This is a genomic window from Arthrospiribacter ruber (assembly GCF_019343195.1).
Lineage (GTDB): Bacteria > Bacteroidota > Bacteroidia > Cytophagales > Cyclobacteriaceae > Arthrospiribacter > Arthrospiribacter ruber.
In genome coordinates, this window is sequence record NZ_RPHB01000009.1 from 126,382 (window position 1) to 145,243 (window position 18,862).

The window sequence follows — 18,862 nt, forward strand, 5'->3', positions numbered from 1 at the left end:
GCTAGTAGTATAATACCGGATATACATATATTTCAATTGTATTTCCATTTTATTTCTACCGTATTTCTATCATATTTCTATCATATTTCCCTTCTACATCTAAGGAGATCCTATCTGTTTCAAAAGTATTGACTGTATTTTTTTGATTTCAACTTTTTGAAAACTTTCTTTGTATTCACTTCAGGAAACTGATTTATAAAGAAGAGGTGAGAGAACAGGCTCTAGGACCCTCTGGCAACCATCCCGACACATCAGGAAAGGTGCCAATACCTGCCCCAAGTGGGAACTATAAATTGGAAATTATGCGATTGATTCAGCTTTTCATTTTATTTAAGGGATTCGAAAGAGCATTCGATTTAGGGATCGTTATAAGAAAAACCTTCGAGGTCAAAAAAAGACCTCAAAGGTTGGGCAAACCCAAAACTAGCCTCCAACCCTATTTCAACACATTTCCACTGTATTTCAACCTTATTTCAAGTTTCAATAATTTCACCTTACTCGCTCGGGTGAAGCCTAAACTCCATTTTCCTTTAAAATTCACTCATGCCATTTACAATTTGCGAAAACAATATCTACAAATATCAACTAGTATCGATCAATATCTATAAGCCTATTTCTACTTATTTCCACTGTATTTCAACCTTATATCTATATTAATAACCCAATTTCTCTTTTAAAACTTATCAGAAAACTTACAACTTGCGAAAACAATATCTACAAATATCAACCAGTATCGATCAATATCTATAAGCCTATTTCAATATATTTCTACCCTATTTCTACTATATATCAATTTAATATCCCATGACCCATTTTGAAACCGACGCCATACGCATAGCAGCCTCCAAATCCAATCAAAGGGAGCATTCTGCCCCACTGTACCTATCTTCCAGCTTTACTTTTGACACCGCAGAAGAAGCCCGTGCCATGTTTGCGGAAGAGATTGAAGGAAATATTTACTCCAGATACGCCAATCCAAACTCAACCGACCTTATACAGAAAGTCTGTGCTGCTGAAGGGGCGGAAGATGGTATCGCAACAGCCTCCGGTATGGCGGCAATGTTTGGCAGTATGGCAGCATTGCTGCAACAGGGAGATCATATTCTGGCATCTCGCTCTCTTTTTGGCTCCACCCATCAGCTTTTGACAAGGGTATTTCCAAAATGGGGGATCAGCTCTACCTATGGTGACATTTCAGATATTGCCAATTGGGAAAAACTGCTTCAGCCCAACACCAAAATGCTTTTCATCGAAACACCCTCCAATCCAGGACTGGAAATCATTGACCTCGAATGGGCAGGCAAGTTTGCGGCAGCGCACAACCTGATACTGGTAGTGGACAATTGTTTTGCTACACCATACTTACAGCAACCTGCCAAATGGGGAGCCCATATTGTAACCCATTCTGCTACCAAGTTTATCGACGGACAGGGAAGGGTATTAGGTGGATTGATATTGGGCAAAAAAGAGCTTATCCAAGAGGTACAGTTTTTTGCCAGACATACAGGACCTTCCATCTCCCCGTTCAATGCCTGGATCTTGGCAAAAAGCATGGAAACACTTGCCGTCAGAATGGACAGGCATTGTGAAAGTGCATTGAAAGTAGCCCAGTATTTCGAGGGGAATTCTGAATTGGAAAATGTAAAATATCCATTTTTAAAGAGCCATCCACAATATGATCTTGCTCAAAAACAGATGAAACTAGGGGGTGGAATCATTACGCTTTCCTTGAAAGGAGGCATAGCCAGGGCACAAAGGTTTATAGACCAGCTTCAAATGATTTCTGTCACCGCTAACCTGGGAGATAGCAGAAGTATTATCACGCATCCTGCCTCTACCACACATAGCAAACTGAGCGAAGAGGAAAGGGCCAAAGTCGGGATCTCTGACGGGCTTATCAGGCTTTCTGTTGGACTTGAGCACCACGAAGACATCACCAAGGATATCGAAAGAGCTTTGGAAAAATCAAAATTCTGATAAGCAACTGTAGCATTTAGGTTAAAGCTGGCGTCTTGTAGCTGTAAACAAAATTATTTGAGCCATGAAAACTCCAGCTATTTCTCTCATTGTTTTAGTTTTACTTGCCTCTTCCTGTATAGAATATCAGGAGCAAACACCCAGGGAAGCCAATTTAAGAACACTATCGGCGGAGGAGCAGGAGCTTTCAGGAGCCTGTAGCCTTTTTGCCATTGACCTGTTTCATCAGCTCAATGATGAGCAGGAGCCTAACCAGTTTTTCAGCCCCTATAGCATTCACCAGGCACTTTCCATGACCATGAACGGTAATGAAAACCCGGTGCTCCAGGAATATATCAAAACCTTGCGCTACGACAATCTGAGTGTTGATGAGGCCAATCAGGGATCCAGAGACTTAAGACAGTTTTTAACCCAAGTGGATCCAAAAGTTGACCTGAAGATTGCCAATGCCATATGGTACAAAGAAGGATATCAGGTGAAAGCTCCATTTAAATCCATAGCCAATGATTTTTATGATGCGGAAATTGCTCCACTCCAAATGACGGATCCCAATTCCGTCAAAGTCATCAATGACTGGGTAGAGAAAAAAACAAGAGGCATGATCAGGGATATTCTGGATATGATTCCTACCAATGCAGTCATGTACCTGGTCAATGCCATCCATTACAAAGCCGATTGGAAATACCAGTTTGATTCCAAAAAAACCAAAAAAGAACCCTTCTACCCTAGCCCGAACTCTCCCATTCAGGTAGATATGATGGATCTGGATAAACCTAGCACTTTTAGAACCTTTTGGGGAAATGGATACCGCTATCTGGAAATCCCCTACAGCACAGGACAATACAATATGGCTATCTTGTACAATGAATCAGGCGACCTCAATCAAGCAGCAGCTGCCCTTACTTTTGACAATTATAAAAAATGGAAGGAAGAAAGTCAGGAGGCCAACTTTATCCTAAAAATGCCCAAGTTCAAAATGGGTTATAAAATCGAGAATCTTGCAGATGACCTGATAGCCATGGGCTTGGTGACACCTTTTGGATTTCATGAGGATAACTTCACCCAATTGTTTGATAATCCTACTGACTTACTGAAAATCTCCAGGGTGATCCACGATGCCCTGATAGAAGTGGATGAAAAAGGAAGTGAAGCAGCGGCAGCGACGGTTGTCGAAGTGGTGGAAAGGTTTAGTGCTGGGCCTTCTGTACCTCCGGTAATCACGCTGGACAAGCCTTTTATCTTCATGATTCAGGAAAAACACAGCGGTGCCATTTTGTTCATGGGTAAGCTTGGAGATCCGTCAAAACTTTAAGCCATGCCCAAAATCCCCAAAGCAATCTTAATACTTTTACTTTTCACTTTGGCATCTTGTGCTGATGATCCAGACCTCCCCACAAGTACCTGTGGAGATGCATTTTTGTATCCCAGTGGAGAAGATATTTATACTTTAAGGCCGATACCAGAGAGTGTGTTTATAGAGCTCCAAGATGAGGAAAATCCAGAAGCTCAAATTGAACTAATTCACTTCCAACTCCTCCTCATTCCCTTTATAATCCACCCCTTTCAATGACTTGATATTTTCAGGCAATCGCACTGCATTGGAAGAATTACTCAGGAAACCGGATCGGTTATTCACCTCCACCCTTTTCTTCTTACCATCCTGCATTTCCATAATCAAAGTATGGAATTGGGTAGGGGTCTTAAAAACCTTGTCATTCACTTCATTTACCTGTTGATGTACCAATAAACGGTTCCGGTTTTGCGAAGAAATATATAAGGCATTGCCATTCTCCTGATGAAGCTTTACCATTGCCTTTGCATCAGCAGGCACGACAAAACCACTTTCCAAAGACCTTTTTGGCTCAAAGCCACCTTTTCCATTTCCCAGCAATACCAGGCCATTGAAGGCATCATACCTGCCGGAAAACACTTCATTGCCATAATCATTCCCAATCAACAAAACATCCAAATTTCCATCTCCATCAAGGTCATCAATGGTAATCCCATTGACCGGAGCCGTCTGGGCCAATAAAGGAAGCTCATGAACCTTAAACTTTCCATTTCCTAAATTTTCCAAAAAAGCACTTCTGTCATAAGTTCCTTCCAAAATCAATACATCCTCCAATTCTTGGGGAGTAAACAAACTTTGTTCAGTCACCCTGCCGTATTCTTTATACCTGGAAAACTTCCTCCTGAAAAGCGTACTCTGTCCATATAAGTCATCCCAGTAGTGTGCCGGTACAGAAATATAGTTCCCTGTATTGTCTTTGAAATGGGTGAAAATCACAGGGTCTATACTGTTATTGCCATCAAAATCCTTTGCATACACTTTCACCGGCCTTTCCTGGGATGGATGGTAATAATTATTGGCGCCGAGGTTACCTACGATGTAATCCATTTTACCATCTCCGTTGAAATCCCCTGCCGCAATACTGTTCCACCAGCCCTTGTATTTTTCCAGCCCGGTATCATTCAGCCTTTTTAATGCATTACCTGTGTTTTTATAGACTACAATAGACATCAACTCGCCCACTACCATCAGGTCCGGCAACCCATCTCCGTCCACATCCGTCCACAAGGCATCCGTCACCATACCAATTTCAGAAAGCCCCGGAGCAATATCTTCTGTCACATCCTGAAGCCTGCCGTCCACATTTTTGAGAATAAAAGAACGCTCCGGCATTGGATACTTGCCTATCGGTGTCCTTCCTCCAACGAAGAGATCCATATATCCATCACCATCAAAATCTGCTGCCCGTACCACTGTACCACTTGCCTCCGGTAAAAAATGGTTGGAATCATTGGGCTTTGAAAAATTACCTTTGCCGTCATTGATAAGCACCCTGTCTATGTATTCTTCTGCGCCTGGTTTAAATTCAGAACTTCCTGAAACAAGATACAGATCCAGATCGCCATCATTGTCTATATCAAAGAGGACCATCCCCATTTCCTCATAGCGATTGTCCTCATCACTGTCCAATAATCTCCTTTCGGTAAAGCTTCCATCTCCATTCTGCAAAAATACTGAGGCAGGGTAACCTGCAGCACTGCCCACAATAAAGTCCTCTCGTCCATTACCGTTCAGATCTCCTACCGCCAGACTTGGGCCGAATTGTGTCAGCTTATGGGGAAGGGTCCTTTGAACATTGTAATCAATTTTATCATCTTCCTTGTGCGTAAAATCTATCCCCAGACTTCTTGACACCTCCTTGAGAAAAGGATTGGTCACAGGAGCTTTCAAAGGAAAAGTGACCTGGGCTAAATCTACCACAGCAGCATCCTGATGAGCTACCTGGATCAATTGATCAGGGGACAAACCTTTTATTTGCTGAAACTTGCCATCAGGCCATAAAACATCCAAAGTTAGGTTTCCATTCCCCGACCCAAGTCCGAAATGCACCACATCTTCCACTGCTGACATGTATCCTCTGGAGACCTGTTGTTCATGATACAAAAAACCGCCATTCTCATCCCGCAGGGCCAATTTGGCCCCTATTCCCATTGGATTATTTTTCGTTCCCTGCAATTTGACCCTGAAGAAATGTCCCTTATCAGCTCTTGAATCCAATGTGTTCTCAAAAACAAAAGCCGGATCATTGATGTTATTGACCACATAGTCCAAGTCTCCATCCCCGTCCAGATCCACAAACACTGCTCCATTGGAAAAGGATGGCTTATTAAGTCCCCACTTTTCCCCAACATCTTCAAAGGTCCAATCCCCCTTATTTTTAAAGGAGTAATTGGGTATTTTGACTATAGGTATAGAATCCAGAAGCTGCCTTGTGCTGGCTACACCTCCAACATCCGCCCGGTAATTGGCAAAATCCTTGTCTGTGATGTCCCGGGGAAAACCATTGGTCACCAACAAGTCCCGCTGCCCGTCATTGTCCACATCCACAAACAAAGGAGACCAGGACCAATCGGTCTGATACACCCCTGCCATAAACCCAATTTCGCTGAAAGGTACACCTGGACCATTACCCACATGTAGCATATTCCTTACATGTTGGTATTCGTAGCCCCACTGCTCATTGGAAATATAGGTCTGATATGGATTCTTGGCAATGGTGGTTTTCTTTCTGAAATTGGTTTCACCCAACATATCCAAAGTTATGATATCTACAAATCCATCATTGTTGAAGTCCGCTATATCAGAGCCCATAGAAAACATGCTTTGGTGCCGGATATACTCCTTGGTCTGATTGGAAAAGGTGCCGTCCTGATTATTGATATACAGGATATCATTCGGTGTGTAATCGTTGGAAATATAAATATCCGGCCAGCCGTCAAAATTGATATCAGCAATGGCCAATCCAAGACCAAAACCTTCTATGGTAATTCCTGCCTCAATGGTCACGTCTGAAAAAGTCCCATCCCCATTATTGCGATAAAGTCTATCATTATTGATTGCAGAACCATCGGTGATTTTCTCTCTGAAATTGGAAGGAATGGCCTTATTTTGCTCATTGTTGAGCACATAAAGGTCAAGAAAGCCATCATTGTTATAATCAAAAAAAGTAGCCATCATGCTATTGCCCGTTTCCGCAATTCCATATTGGGCAGCCTGTTCTTCGAAGTAAGGATTCCCTTCTTCATCAAGACCCTGATTTACAAAAAGCATGTTTGCTCTTTTTTCCATATCCGGAAACATGGCGGCACAGACATAAATATCCATCCAACCATCTCCATTGATATCCACAATGGTCACTCCCGTACTCCACCTATCGGCAGCGGCTGTACCTGAACCATTTGTTATGTCTTCAAATTTCAGGTTTCCTTTGTTGAGGTATAGTTTATTGGCCACCTGATTCCCTGTAAAGTAAAGATCCGGCAATCCGTCATTGTTGAAATCAGCTACAGCCACACCGCCTCCGTTAAAAATATATTCGTCCGTCAGGATATTGAAAGTGTCCGTTTCTACAATTTCGTTATTGAAATGAATACCGGTCTCATTTGGGGACTTGAGGACGAATAAGGTTTCGGGGGATTTTTTGCAGGATGAAAGCAGCACCAAAGCACTGCAAATCAATAGGATAATTCTCATGGGTAATAACAGGTTGTGTTGGGCTTAATAGAAACCAAATATTGGTATTTATTTATTAAAAGGCGAAAAGATTTTAGGGAATTTTGACTTTAAAGGCCAATTACCAAGCTTATGCCACCGCTTAAGTGCGATGGAAATTTCAGCATGGACGGCAGTACGGTGATTATACCTTTGTGAAGACACAAACGTAGGCGGTGAAAGTGGAGGATGTTTCCGTTCGTGAGGATACGAACTGGGGCGATGAAGTAGGCGGTTGTAGCCGTTCGTGAAGACACGAACGTAGGCGGTTAATACTTGAAGACATAAACGGTAGCCTTTATAAGACACGAATGGCAGCTATCAAATATAACACCAAAGTGAAAGCTATAGCTTAACAAACATGCCTAAAAATTATCATACGTTCTTCCAAACAACACATAAAAAAAGGATGGCATAAGCCATCCTCTTTTCAATATAAAACTACATAATAAATTAGAATCCAGGATTTTGTCTGACTTTGTCAGAACCCATCAAGTCAATTTGGTTTTGCGGAATTGGAAGCAATTCATCACGGCCAGCGGTGAATACAGATCCACCTAATGCAGCTTGTAAAAGGGTTCCGTCCAAAGCCAAATAGAAATCAATGGCTTCTTTGGCAATACCCCATCTTACCAAATCATAGAACCTATGTCCTTCCATACCAAGTTCTAGGTTTCTTTCAAACCTAACCGCTGTCCTAGCAGTATTGGCATCAGTCCAAGGAGAATTATATAATTCCACTACATAGTTGGCAGCAGGCTGTCCATTGTCTCTAAGAAGCTCAGAGTTTTTGGCCCTTTCTCTAACCATATTTACATATTGTCTGGCTGCTTCCAAATTACCCAACTCAACTTCTGCTTCTGCAGCCATCAACAATACATCCGCGAAACGAATGATCAGAAAGTTGATACCGGTATAGCCTGGAGTCCAAGAAGAGTTATCTTGGAAAGTACCTTGCTCAGCACGCTGATACACATACTTCTTAGGCGCATAAGGTCCACCATTTGGTTGGTTACGTACCCAAGCTTCACCTGGATGGTCCTGCCAGTCCAAATATGGAATACCCCTTCTTCCCACAGTATGATCCAACCTTGGATCCAATGGACCAGCATCAGGAGTGAAAGGCTGTGCAGAAGTCAAACCCATATCACTAACTACTCTGTTTGCTGGTTGGTTAAAGGAGTTGTCCAATAAAGGCAAACCGTTACTTGTTCTGAATGAATTTACAAAGGTAAAGCTAGGCTGAAAGAACCCACAACAGTTACCAGGTCCATTTGGTCCGGTATTGTATGGGAAATTCAGGTCAAATTCAGGATTGGCATTGTTCACAGTACCTGTACCGGCCGCTGACTGATATGCCCAGATAGATTCCTGATGGTTATCATTGGCACCCCGGAACATATCGTCATAATAGGGGACAAGTCCATATTTAAGGTTATTGCTGGTAACACCATTGGCAATCACATCATCAAATACTTGCTTTGCCTCAGCCCACTTTCCTTGGTACAATAGAACTTTTCCAAGGTAAGATTTGGCGGCCCAAGAATTAACCCTTCCTACTTGAGGCTGTGTAGCCGGTAGGTTTTCAGCAGCAAACCTAAATTCAGCTTCAATAAAAGGAAGCATTTCCTGGTCATTGCTCAAGTTATCAAACTCCTCAGATCCATAATCCACAGTATGAGGTACAATAGGAACTTTATTGAAGTTTCTGTACAACATAAAGTAATGATGAGCTCTTAAGAATCTTGCCTGAGCTTCAAAACGTAAAGCCTGCGCATCAGAAACATCACTACCTCTAATATCTAGCAATCTAAGGACATTGTTGTTTCTTGCTATACCCTCATAGTTACCATTCCAGTTTTCCTCAATGATATCAATTGTAGAGAATGCCTCATACCTTTGAATAGGGTTAATGGAAACGAAATCCCCTGGATCAGTACCTTTATTGGCATCTCCACCTCGAATACTTCCCCATACCCAGTTGGAAGGAGAAGCCATACGCTGGAACCTTCCATTTACCTGAGAATAAGCAGCAATCAAGGCAGCATCAATACCTTCTAAGGAAGATAATTGAGCTTCTGATAACTGGCCCACCACCGGAACCTCCAAGAAGTCCTCACAACTTGATGCAAACAACAGAGTTCCTGCTGTAAGCATCATCGCCATTTTAATTTTAAATCTTTTCATATTTCAGTAATTACTTTTGAAATTTTCTTCGCTAACAAAATGTTTGAAACATTGTTAGATTTAGAAGCTTAAATTTAAACCTACAGTGTACTGCCTAGTTACAGGGTAGTTTCCTACGTCAATACCATAAGCCAAGTCAACATTACCACCTACCATTGGATCCAATCCATCATATCCAGTGATAGTAAACAAGTTGTTACTTGCAACAAAAACTCTCAACCTCTCTAATTTCCATCTTTGTAGTAAGTTATTAGGCATGGTATAACCTAAAGTAAGGTTTTGAAGTCTCAAGAAGGAGCCATCAACCACATAATAACTGTTTTCTACACCCGAAGTACTGAAGCTGGCTGTTTTATCAGCCACAGGTACATTAGTGTTAGGGTTATCAGGTGTCCAAGAATCCAATAACCTTCTTGATATGGCAGCTCCTTCAAATGTAGGGAAGAAGTCAGTAAACCATCTCCACTGTGCCCAAATCTTGTTACCAGCAGTACCAAAGAAATAGGCCGACATATCAAAGTTTTTATATGCTACTGTGAAATTCAACCCTCCAGAGAATTTTGGCACAGGAGATCCTAGGAACTGTCTATCATCTGGTGTAATTCTTCCGTCCCCATCGGTATCCACATATCTGAATCGACCAGGGGCAGCACCGTCTTGAGTGGCATGATTGGCCACCTCTTCTTCATTTTGGAACAATCCATCCACGACATAACCAAAGAAAGAAGAAATTGGCTGACCCACTTGGTTTCTGATTGGTCGGATACCTCTAAATGCAGGATCAGCTGCACCGCCGATGATAAAGTCAATTCCTGGAGCCAAGAATACTATCTCGTTTTTCAAGAAACCACCATTCACCTGAAGATCATATCTCCAATCTGAAGAAAAATTACCTCTTGTAGCGATGGTAATGTCCACACCACGGTTCAGCATTTCTCCAATGTTCACAGCAGGAGCTGCTGCATTAAATCCAGCCACAGATGGAATAGGTACTTGGAACAAAAGATCTCTGGTATCTTTCTGCCACAAATCCACGATTACATCCAATCTTCCTCCGAAGGCTGAACCGTCAAAACCAATATTCTTGGTTACAGCTGTTTCCCATCTCGCATTAGGGTTACCAATTCTAGTTCTTCTAAAACCAATCAAGGCTGAACTGTTGGAGCCTGTGATATCATAAGAAGAAGCTCCTAAGTCACCACCGAACAATGAGAATTGATTATTGGGATCCACGTTGTTAGAGTTACCCATCTGTCCCCAACCCCCTCGGATTTTCAAATCATCCAACCATGTTGCAGAAGACATGAACGACTCTGAAGATAACCTCCATGCAGCTGAGAAGGCCGGAAAAGTACCCCATCTGAAGTTTGGACCAAACCTGGAAGAACCATCACGCCTTACTACTGCACTGAAAATATATTTGTCATTGTAGGTATAATTCGCCCTAGTGAAATAAGAGAGGAAATTAACACCTAAGAATTGTCCAGAGTTGGCAATCCTAGTGGCAAACGGCAAATTAGAAATGGTAATGAAGTTGGGGTCTTCAGAGAAAGGATTCTGACCTGTAGTGTTCATATTTCTACCAGAACCTGTGTTCAAAGACTCTTGACCTACCAAAATATCAAATTGATGTCTGTCAATTGTCTTTTTCCACTGTGCCGTATTGGTGAATACCCACTGCATGCTATAACCTGAAAATTCATTGTATCCAAAAGCTGAATTGTTTTCAGAGTTTTCATACTGTAATCTTGAGAATCCTACTCCATAGAAATTATTGTATTGACCACCAATGGAAGATCTAAATACCAAATTTTGCACCGGCTCAAATTCAACATATACGTTACCAAATGCATTGGCGTCGAAGTTTCTATTGTCGGCTAATCCCTCTCTGTTGGCTACAGGGTTTCTAGGGTTATTGAAGCCTCTTGCAGCCGTGCCTGCATATCCACCAAATTCATCACGAACAGGAATAATAGAAGGCATACGGAAAGCCTGTAGGATGTCATTTTCATCCTGAGCTACCCTTTGTCCTCCACCAGCACCAGTCTGACCCAATCTTTGGATATAAGTAGCCTGAAAGTTTTGTCCTACTCTTATTTTGCTTCCAATATCATGCTCTGAGTTGGCTCTCAATGAAATCCTTCTAAAATCATTGTTCAACAAGATCCCTGCTTGTTCCTGGATACCCATACCCAAGAAGAATCTACTGGTGGATGAACCACCTGAAAAACCTAAAGAGTGTCTCTGAATTGGTGCTCTTCTGGTTACAGCATCAAACCAATCTGTACCTTCTCCGGTAGCAGCCCTCACCAATTGATGCACTGCACCTCTTCTGGGGTCAATATTGTATAGTTCTCTTTGTTCTTCAAGTTGAGCAGGAGTCAAAGGTCCCGCCACACCTGCCTCACCACCCACATTAATATAGTATGGCAAAACAGGATTTGGACCGTTACCTAATTGTGGGTGACCGAAATTAGGAGCTCTACCGTCGATTCTAGCCTGATTTCTTTCAGCCAACCATGTAATGTCTGCATATTCCTGAGGATTAGTCATATCCAAACCTCTACCTGGATCAGTAAAGCCCATCATGCCATTATAATCAAATCTTAATTTTTGGGCTTTTTTACTACCTCTTTTTGTAGTGTATACAATTACACCATTCGCTGCCCGAGCACCATAAATGGAAGCAGCTGCAGCATCTTTCAAAGTAGTAACTGATTCAATATCATCAGGATTCAAGAAATCAGTATTGGTAACTGGTAAACCGTCAACAATATACAATGGCTCGTTACCACCGAAAGCACCAAAACCACGTACCCTAACTTGGGAAGCCGTTCCGGGCTGACCATTGGTAACTACAGTAACACCGGCAATCCTTCCTTGTAAGGTCTGCTCAATATTTCCTGTAGGAATGATCGTCAAATCTTTTGGGTCAACCGTTGAAATAGCACCTGTAGTTTCTCTACGGCTATCAATAGTATAACCTGTGATGACCAATTCTGTAAGCGTTCTTTCATCGGGATTCATAGTCAGATTAATGACTGACCTGTTTCCTATCACTTGCTCAATAGTAGCATAGCCGATAAAAGAAAATACCAACACACTTTGATCTGAGGGAACATTAAGGGAGAAGTTTCCATCAATGTCCGTCGCTGTTCCAGTGGTGGTTCCTTTGACTAAAACAGTAACTCCAGGAAGACCGTCCCCGAATTCATCGAGAATGGTACCCGTCACTGTTCTTTGCGCCAGTGCTGTAGCACTGGAAAGCACTAAGAGTAGTATAAATACACTTAAGCTTTTGTAAAGTTTTTCCATAAACATAGATTGATTGGGTAATAATTATTAATTGATAAGGTTTGAAAGCAATTAATTATTTCTTAATCATGCAATCGTTTGCAAAATTTTGCAAAATAATTGCAATAGTTTGCAAGACCAGTATCAGCCTTTTCCTATTGCTTGATTAAACCACGATAACTTGTGCTATCTTTTTCTACAATCCTGGATCCAAAGATCAGGAGGTCGTCAGTGTGTACTGCTAAAACGATTTTGTATTCTCAAATAAAAAAAGGGGCTTTGTTCATAGGCATCGAGATTTGGGATTATTGTTAATATAGGTTTTAAGGTTATTCTTTGATTGGGTACTTCATGAATATTTGGTAAAGATGCGTAAGAATGAAGATTCTTTTACATTTCCCCATATATCAGCAACTAATTTAAGAGAATAATGAATAATACAAAAACTTTTTTTGAAATTCGATTTTTAAATTTTTTAACATTTTAAAACAAACTTCAAATAATCCTATATTTGACAAAAAACGCCTTTAATATTCTTTAAAGGCAGTTTTTGAGCATATCAAAAAATAATGTCATTTCAACACTCTTATAAATGCCGGTCTGTCCCAATACCTTCTGAACAGAACTTCCCTCATGGCCCTTTCTCTTAAAAACTCAGACCGGCTGATCGCTTTCTGCAGATTTTCTATCAGGGCCTGTTCATCATTGCTGACAGCTGCTACCAAAGCAAGTCCATAAAATCCATATCCGAAATCTCTGTCCAAAAGCGCCGACTCTTCGAAAGCAATCATGGCCTGCCTGTAATCCTCCGCCAAAAAATAGGCTAAACCCTTATTAAAATAATTCACTTCACTTTCAGGAGCACGGTTAAACCTTATGGTGGCCAATCGGTAATCCCCATTCAAAATATCCAAAGCTCCTCTCAGGCCTTCATTGACCCTAAGAAACTCGCTCGTCTCACTTCTTTCCAGGCCAGAGGCTTCCGATATAGCCACATAAGCCTCAAAATAATCCTTTCTTAACAAATACGCCCTACCAATATTGTGCATGGAAATAGAATTGGTCTGAATCCTGTTTGCTTCCCTTAGGTTACTAAGCGCATTGCTGATATATATATTTTTTTGCCGCACATCCAGTTCCCTCTGAGCCTTATTGAGAAAGACTACCCCCAGGTTATTATAAGCCAGTACGGAAGGAGCAATTTCAACCAGTTTTTGATAGATTTTTTCCTTTTCTTCCAATCGCTTGGCCTGCTGCCCGGCAAAAATAAGGTGCTCTTTCGTAAAACCTTCCAATCCTTCGCCTTCCTTGAGCATCTTATACACTGAGGCAGAAATCTCCGCATCGGAAAATCTCGAATTCTCCAGTTCTATTTTAACTTGGGCGGTCCGCAGCTTTGGGAACAGGTCTGCTGATACTTTTCTAAAAGTGCTCAACTGTCGGATTTGGGCAAGCTGGGATTCGAAACTTTCATCTGTGGTCAGAATCTGGTAATACGCATCCTTCTGTGTAGTATTGATACCTCCATAATCTCTCAGCAGCATCCTGAAATCAAAAAAATCATTTCTCCTCTCTTCAATTTCCACCGGAACATGACTTACAGCAGGGATATTCTTGATTCTTTGCTTCAGGTTTTCCGCCCGCTGACCAGACAAAGTGGGATTGCTCAATTCAGCGGTTTCAGGAGAAACCAATCCTGTGACCGTGATTTTTTTGATTACAAAACCTCTTTCTCCTCTATTTAGAAAGTTGTAAAGTGTAGTCGGCAAAGTTCTGCCAGGTACCTGTGCAGAACCTAATGGAAAATTTACAGAAAACTGTCTTTCTGAATTGGTGGAAAAACCCGGGAAGTCAGTGCTGATGTACATCCCTATTTCCTCAATGGGCTCATTGGGAGTGATTTGCCCCAAGCGGGTCAGCAATGGCAATATGCTGACTCCAGGTACCAATTCCTTTTCTGAAGGCACAAAAACCTTGTCTTTATGAAATACTAGCGCTTTGATGGCCAACACTCCTTTGTCCATGCCTTCCAGGTAGGGGAAAGTGATTTTCTCATCCAGCCTTACGGCCTGTACTGCATTTGTGTATGTGCCGTCGAAGGCCACAAATTCTCCCAATCTCAAAGCTCCCTCTCCATATCTATATTCCGGGAAAAGATATATTTTGGTATCTTTATTGAGAAGAGGCAATGGCAAAGCTCCGGTAATGTTGACGCGAACCGAATCCCTGTGCATGGTAAGCACTTCCGGTTTGGCAGAAATACCATCCAGCAGACTTTCATATTTATGAAGCTTTGGACTACAAGAAGAAAAAATTACCAAAAACAAAATGGTCGGAATTAAATAAGGATAAGATTTAAACATTTCCAGCTTCAAATATATTATTGGAGTTATTGAGAATATTTTATTACATTTAATCGACTCTAAACCAACCGAATCATGAATAAGTTAAAACTGTTTTTCGAAGAAAGAGCCTTTGGGGTTTGTTCCAGATTGGGTGAGAAATTCAACTTTCCCATCGATTCAATCAGACTTTTTTTCATCTATAGTTCTTTTATCACCCTGGGTTCTCCGATCATCATATATGTCAGTATGGCCATGATGATGAAAGTAAGGAAATACCTTAGAAAGATGAATAACCCGGTACTGTTCGACTAAATTTCAGAAAACTTCTTCTTTCCTAGCAAATAATATTCCCAAAGAATGGAAGAAACTCCCATTGTCCCAATCTTTTTAGATTTTTTACCGCTATTGTGAAGTTTATTTTTAAACTTATGGAATCCAATATGGGCTTTTATAACCGCTTTACTATGCGACGGTAAGCCTCTGAGGAGAAAAACAAATGCTGCCAGCAAATCCAACAGTATTCGTTTTAGGTAAATTTTTCTGTATTCCCATTTGTCAAGGTTCTTTCTAAGTAAAAAAAGGCTATTCCTGAAATTCAGGAATGTTTTGCGTGGATGAGTGGGCGAAAGGGTAGCTCCTCCTACATGAAACACCTGTACTTTTGGAAGGCAATAAAGCGGGTAGCCATGGTTTCTCCATCTCCAACAAAGGTCTATTTCTTCCATGTGGGAAAAAAACAAGGGATCAAACCCTCCAAAAAGGTGAAACATCTCAGAACGCACAGCCATACAGGCGCCGGAAGTCCAATCAACTCTTATGTCCTCTTCATACTGACCTTTGTCACTTTCCAGTGTTTCAAAAATCCTTCCCCTACAAAATGGATACCCTAACTCATCTAAAAATCCCCCGGCAGCTCCGGCATGTTCAAAAAAGTCCTTTTGATCATATTTGAGAATCTTAGGCTGTACAGCGACCACCTCAGGATTATTTTCAAGCCAAGTGATCAGCTCACTATCCCAAAGTGGGGTAACTTCCACATCAGAATTGAGCAAAATATAATATTCATATCTCCCTCTAAGATTTCCCAGTCCTTTGGTATATCCACCTGCAAAACCCAGGTTTTCGGGCAGTTGTTCAAGCTTTATTTGTGGAAAGTTTTTTCGCAGGAAATCCAAAGAGGCATCAGTACTCGCATTGTCAATCACGACAATATCAAATGAGGAAAACGACACTACGGAAGGAATAAATTTCCGTAGCTGCGCTACACCATTATAATTGAGGATGACAATCGCTGCTTTTTGCATCAAAACATATTTCCAAAGTCCATACCGGGAATATTTGGCATCATGCCATCGGTAGCGGCTTTCATTTCTTCTTTGATTTTTACTTCGATTTCTTCCAGGGCCTTGTTGGTAGCTGCTACTACGAGGTCACTGAGCATATCTTTATCTGCCACATTGACCAAGGAATCATCCATTTGAATAGAAATCACCTTCCTTTGGCCATTGACGGTAACTTTGACCATACCTGCACCTGATTCACCCTCAGCCTTTAGGTGCACAAGCTTGGATTGTGCTTCCTTGATTTTAACTTGGGCTTCTTTCACCTTATTCATAATACTCATAAAGTCAAACATAGTATATCAGTTTAATTTCAGGCAAATATAGTTTTTTCCTTTTAGTCTAACCTGCATCTTTTTGTAGGTTAAAAGAATTATGACAATAATGATCTACCGTTCACAGAAATTAAATTTTATATATGTAAATTATTTGAAAATTTTATAGAACTAACGTAACCTATTTCAATCAAATTCGATTGAAAAAAGTATAACACCAAATACCATTGACTAAATTGAATATGAGAACTGTTGAAAGAATTGAGAAGGAGGACATCACAAACCTGAAATTTTCCAAGAAGGAAGTACTTCAGGATGAAATGGAGCGAAAGCGGCGCAACTTTGAGTTGATGAGAGCGCAGGCTTTGGGGAACTTATTGAAAAATAAGGTAAGTATTACTTTCGAAACTGCGGATGAAAAAATCTTTCAGGTAACCACCACAGTGTGGGCTGTAGGATCTGAATATGTCAGTCTAAAACAAAATCTTTTTATCCCAATCAATGCCATTTTGGAAGTAGACTGAACTGATTGCAACCTGCTAAAGAAATTAAGGCACGGAAAAGAAAACATCACTTTCTCCGTGCTTTTTTCTTTTCACAGGTGAAGGCCGATTTTTTTTAAATCAAAAAAGTGACAATAGGGAACAAAAGAAAATTATTAACCGGAACCCCTTTTCCAGTACCGATAAGGCATTAAATACCTTTCATTTCTCCTAAGAACGTTCACATCACTAAACTTTTGTGACTTTTGTCTTCTTTTGTGGTTCAATAAATCCAAGCTGAAACCTCAATATTAAAAATTACTTCCCTGTCTTTTGAGGAATACTAAGCCAATTTTCCCAACAGCATATTTTTTTGTTGAACCACTACCTGTCCCGACTTTCGGGAAAAGTCACAAAAGGGAATAAAAGAAAATTATTAACCGGAACCCATTTTCCAGTACCGATAAGGCATTAATTATACCTTTCATTTCTTCTAGGAACGTTCAAACCACTAAACTTTTGTGACTTTTGTCTTCTTTTGTGGTTCAATAAATCCAAGCTGAAACTTCAAAAAGTAAAAATATCATTCCCCTATAATTTGAGATATTCTAAGTAGATCTCCTGAACAACTATTAGTCTTTTTTTAATGAACCACTACCTGTCCCGACTTTCGGGAAAAGTCACAAAAGGGAACAAAAGAAAATTATTAACCGGAACCCATTTTCCAGTACCGATAAAGTATTAATTATACCTTTCATTTCTTCTAGGAACGTTCAAACCACTAAACTTTTGTGACTTTTGTCTTCTTTTGTGGTTCAATAAATCCAAGCTGAAACCTCAAAAAGTAAAAATATCATTCCCCTATAATTTGAGATATTCTAAGTAGATCTCCTGAACAACTATTAGTCTTTTTTTAATGAACCACTACCTGTCCCGACTTTCGGGAAAAGTCACAAAAGGGAACAAAAGAAAATTATTAATCGGAACCCATTTTCCAGTATCGATAAGGCATTAATTATACCTTTCATTTCTTCTAGGAACGTTCACATCACTAAACTTTTGTGACTTTTGTCTTCTTTTGTGGTTCAATAAATCCCTAGGTGAAACCTCAATATTAAAAATTACTTCCCTGTCTTTTGAGGAATATTAAGCCAATTTTCCCAACAGCATATTTTTTTGTTGAACCACAAAAGTGACAATAGGGAACAAAAGAAATTATCAATACTAACTTTAATCCAAAGCCAATTGCTATTAGAACAATCACTATCAACCCCTTCTATTCGCATTCATACCCCCCACTTTTGTGACTTTTGTAATCTTTTGTGGTTGAATTATTTGAAACCTAAATTATATGTTTTCACACTTTTTATATAACTTTAAGTTTAGACATAGTCTTTAAAAAGAAATTTAAACTCAACTTTTATGGAACCTACAAAATCAAGCATCAAAGACCTAACGTATAAAATAAATGGAGCAGCAATTGAGGTTCATAAGGTTTTGGGGCCAGGCCTATTAGAAAGTGTTTACCATCAATGCTTTGCTTATGAATTGGAAAAACGAGGATTACATTTTCAATCAGAATTAAGAGTACCAATCCAATACAAAGATATTTCAATTGACTCCAAATTAAGGTGCGATTTCTACATTGAAGATCTGATTGTAGTAGAATTAAAGTCAGTAGATGCTATTCCTCCGATAGCAGAGGCAAAGTTGATCAGCTATATGAAGCTCCTTAAATCTCCAAAAGGAATAATGTATAATTTCAATGTGGTCAACCTCTACCACGAAGGCCAAAAGACCTATGTTAATGAATTTTATACGGTTCTAAATGAGTGATTTTGTTTTGTACCACTACCTGTCCCGACTTTCGGGATAAGTCATAACAGGAAACAAAAGAAAA

11 protein-coding genes and 1 riboswitch are annotated in these 18,862 nt (G+C 40.4%); of the genes, 5 read left to right on the plus strand and 6 right to left on the minus strand.

All coding sequences use genetic code 11. From position 1 onward, the window contains the following. Nucleotides 1-190: 190 nt before the first annotated feature. A riboswitch (SAM riboswitch) is annotated at nucleotides 191-295 on the plus strand. Between the two features lie 509 nt (nucleotides 296-804). Continuing rightward, nucleotides 805-1,977, plus strand: coding sequence for a trans-sulfuration enzyme family protein (locus tag EGN73_RS18155; protein WP_219293027.1), 1,173 nt, complete (start codon nucleotides 805-807; stop codon nucleotides 1,975-1,977). A gap of 64 nt (nucleotides 1,978-2,041) precedes the next feature. Continuing rightward, on the plus strand, nucleotides 2,042-3,289 hold the full coding sequence (locus EGN73_RS18160) for a serpin family protein (RefSeq protein ID WP_219293029.1): 1,248 nt from the start codon (nucleotides 2,042-2,044) through the stop codon (nucleotides 3,287-3,289). Between the two features lie 204 nt (nucleotides 3,290-3,493). Here the strand turns inward: EGN73_RS18160 and EGN73_RS18165 are convergent, their stop codons facing one another. The 4 genes from EGN73_RS18165 to EGN73_RS18180 form a co-directional block, all read right to left on the minus strand. Beyond that, a complete protein-coding gene (locus EGN73_RS18165) occupies nucleotides 3,494-7,021 on the minus strand; it encodes a VCBS repeat-containing protein (RefSeq protein WP_219293032.1) in 3,528 nt (1,175 codons plus the stop codon). Between the two features lie 471 nt (nucleotides 7,022-7,492). Beyond that, on the minus strand, nucleotides 7,493-9,226 hold the full coding sequence (locus tag EGN73_RS18170; protein WP_219293034.1) for a RagB/SusD family nutrient uptake outer membrane protein: 1,734 nt from the start codon (nucleotides 9,224-9,226) through the stop codon (nucleotides 7,493-7,495). 60 nt (nucleotides 9,227-9,286) lie between these two features. Next, the gene (locus EGN73_RS18175; protein ID WP_219293036.1) at nucleotides 9,287-12,547 is read right to left on the minus strand and encodes a SusC/RagA family TonB-linked outer membrane protein; all 3,261 of its coding nucleotides are present in this window, start codon (nucleotides 12,545-12,547) and stop codon (nucleotides 9,287-9,289) included. Between the two features lie 545 nt (nucleotides 12,548-13,092). Then, nucleotides 13,093-14,847 (minus strand): tetratricopeptide repeat protein, encoded by a 1,755-nt coding sequence (locus EGN73_RS18180; RefSeq protein ID WP_246611656.1) that lies wholly within the window; start codon nucleotides 14,845-14,847, stop codon nucleotides 13,093-13,095. A gap of 111 nt (nucleotides 14,848-14,958) precedes the next feature. Here EGN73_RS18180 and EGN73_RS18185 point away from each other — a divergent pair, with 111 nt between their 5' ends. Then, a complete protein-coding gene (locus tag EGN73_RS18185) occupies nucleotides 14,959-15,177 on the plus strand; it encodes a PspC domain-containing protein (RefSeq protein WP_219293040.1) in 219 nt (72 codons plus the stop codon). Here EGN73_RS18185 and EGN73_RS18190 read toward each other — a convergent pair. Both EGN73_RS18190 and EGN73_RS18195 read right to left on the minus strand, forming a co-directional pair. Continuing rightward, entirely contained in the window at nucleotides 15,174-16,169 is a 996-nt protein-coding gene (locus EGN73_RS18190; RefSeq protein WP_219293042.1) for a glycosyltransferase family 2 protein, read from the minus strand. The genes EGN73_RS18185 and EGN73_RS18190 overlap by 4 nt on opposite strands. Next, nucleotides 16,169-16,501 carry a YbaB/EbfC family nucleoid-associated protein gene (locus EGN73_RS18195; protein ID WP_219293044.1) on the minus strand — a complete coding sequence of 111 codons (333 nt, stop codon included), beginning with the start codon at nucleotides 16,499-16,501 and terminating at the stop codon, nucleotides 16,169-16,171. Before EGN73_RS18195 ends, EGN73_RS18190 begins: the two co-directional genes overlap by 1 nt. 221 nt (nucleotides 16,502-16,722) lie before the next feature. Here EGN73_RS18195 and EGN73_RS18200 point away from each other — a divergent pair, with 221 nt between their 5' ends. After that, complete coding sequence (locus EGN73_RS18200) at nucleotides 16,723-17,004, plus strand: hypothetical protein (protein ID WP_219293046.1); 282 nt, start codon at nucleotides 16,723-16,725, stop codon at nucleotides 17,002-17,004. A gap of 1,380 nt (nucleotides 17,005-18,384) precedes the next feature. Next, a complete protein-coding gene (locus EGN73_RS18205) occupies nucleotides 18,385-18,798 on the plus strand; it encodes a GxxExxY protein (RefSeq protein ID WP_219293048.1) in 414 nt (137 codons plus the stop codon). The last annotated feature ends 64 nt before the right edge of the window (nucleotides 18,799-18,862 follow it).

What these genes read in the sequence shown, in the direction of transcription:
- EGN73_RS18155 (WP_219293027.1), top strand. Translation starts at nt 805, where the DNA reads ATGACCCATTTTGAAACCGACGCCATACGCATAGCAGCCTCCAAATCC.
- EGN73_RS18160 (WP_219293029.1), top strand. Translation starts at nt 2,042, where the DNA reads ATGAAAACTCCAGCTATTTCTCTCATTGTTTTAGTTTTACTTGCCTCT.
- EGN73_RS18165 (WP_219293032.1), bottom strand. Translation starts at nt 7,021, where the DNA reads ATGAGAATTATCCTATTGATTTGCAGTGCTTTGGTGCTGCTTTCATCC.
- EGN73_RS18170 (WP_219293034.1), bottom strand. Translation starts at nt 9,226, where the DNA reads ATGAAAAGATTTAAAATTAAAATGGCGATGATGCTTACAGCAGGAACT.
- EGN73_RS18175 (WP_219293036.1), bottom strand. Translation starts at nt 12,547, where the DNA reads ATGTTTATGGAAAAACTTTACAAAAGCTTAAGTGTATTTATACTACTC.
- EGN73_RS18185 (WP_219293040.1), top strand. Translation starts at nt 14,959, where the DNA reads ATGAATAAGTTAAAACTGTTTTTCGAAGAAAGAGCCTTTGGGGTTTGT.
- EGN73_RS18190 (WP_219293042.1), bottom strand. Translation starts at nt 16,169, where the DNA reads ATGCAAAAAGCAGCGATTGTCATCCTCAATTATAATGGTGTAGCGCAG.
- EGN73_RS18195 (WP_219293044.1), bottom strand. Translation starts at nt 16,501, where the DNA reads ATGTTTGACTTTATGAGTATTATGAATAAGGTGAAAGAAGCCCAAGTT.
- EGN73_RS18200 (WP_219293046.1), top strand. Translation starts at nt 16,723, where the DNA reads ATGAGAACTGTTGAAAGAATTGAGAAGGAGGACATCACAAACCTGAAA.
- EGN73_RS18205 (WP_219293048.1), top strand. Translation starts at nt 18,385, where the DNA reads ATGGAACCTACAAAATCAAGCATCAAAGACCTAACGTATAAAATAAAT.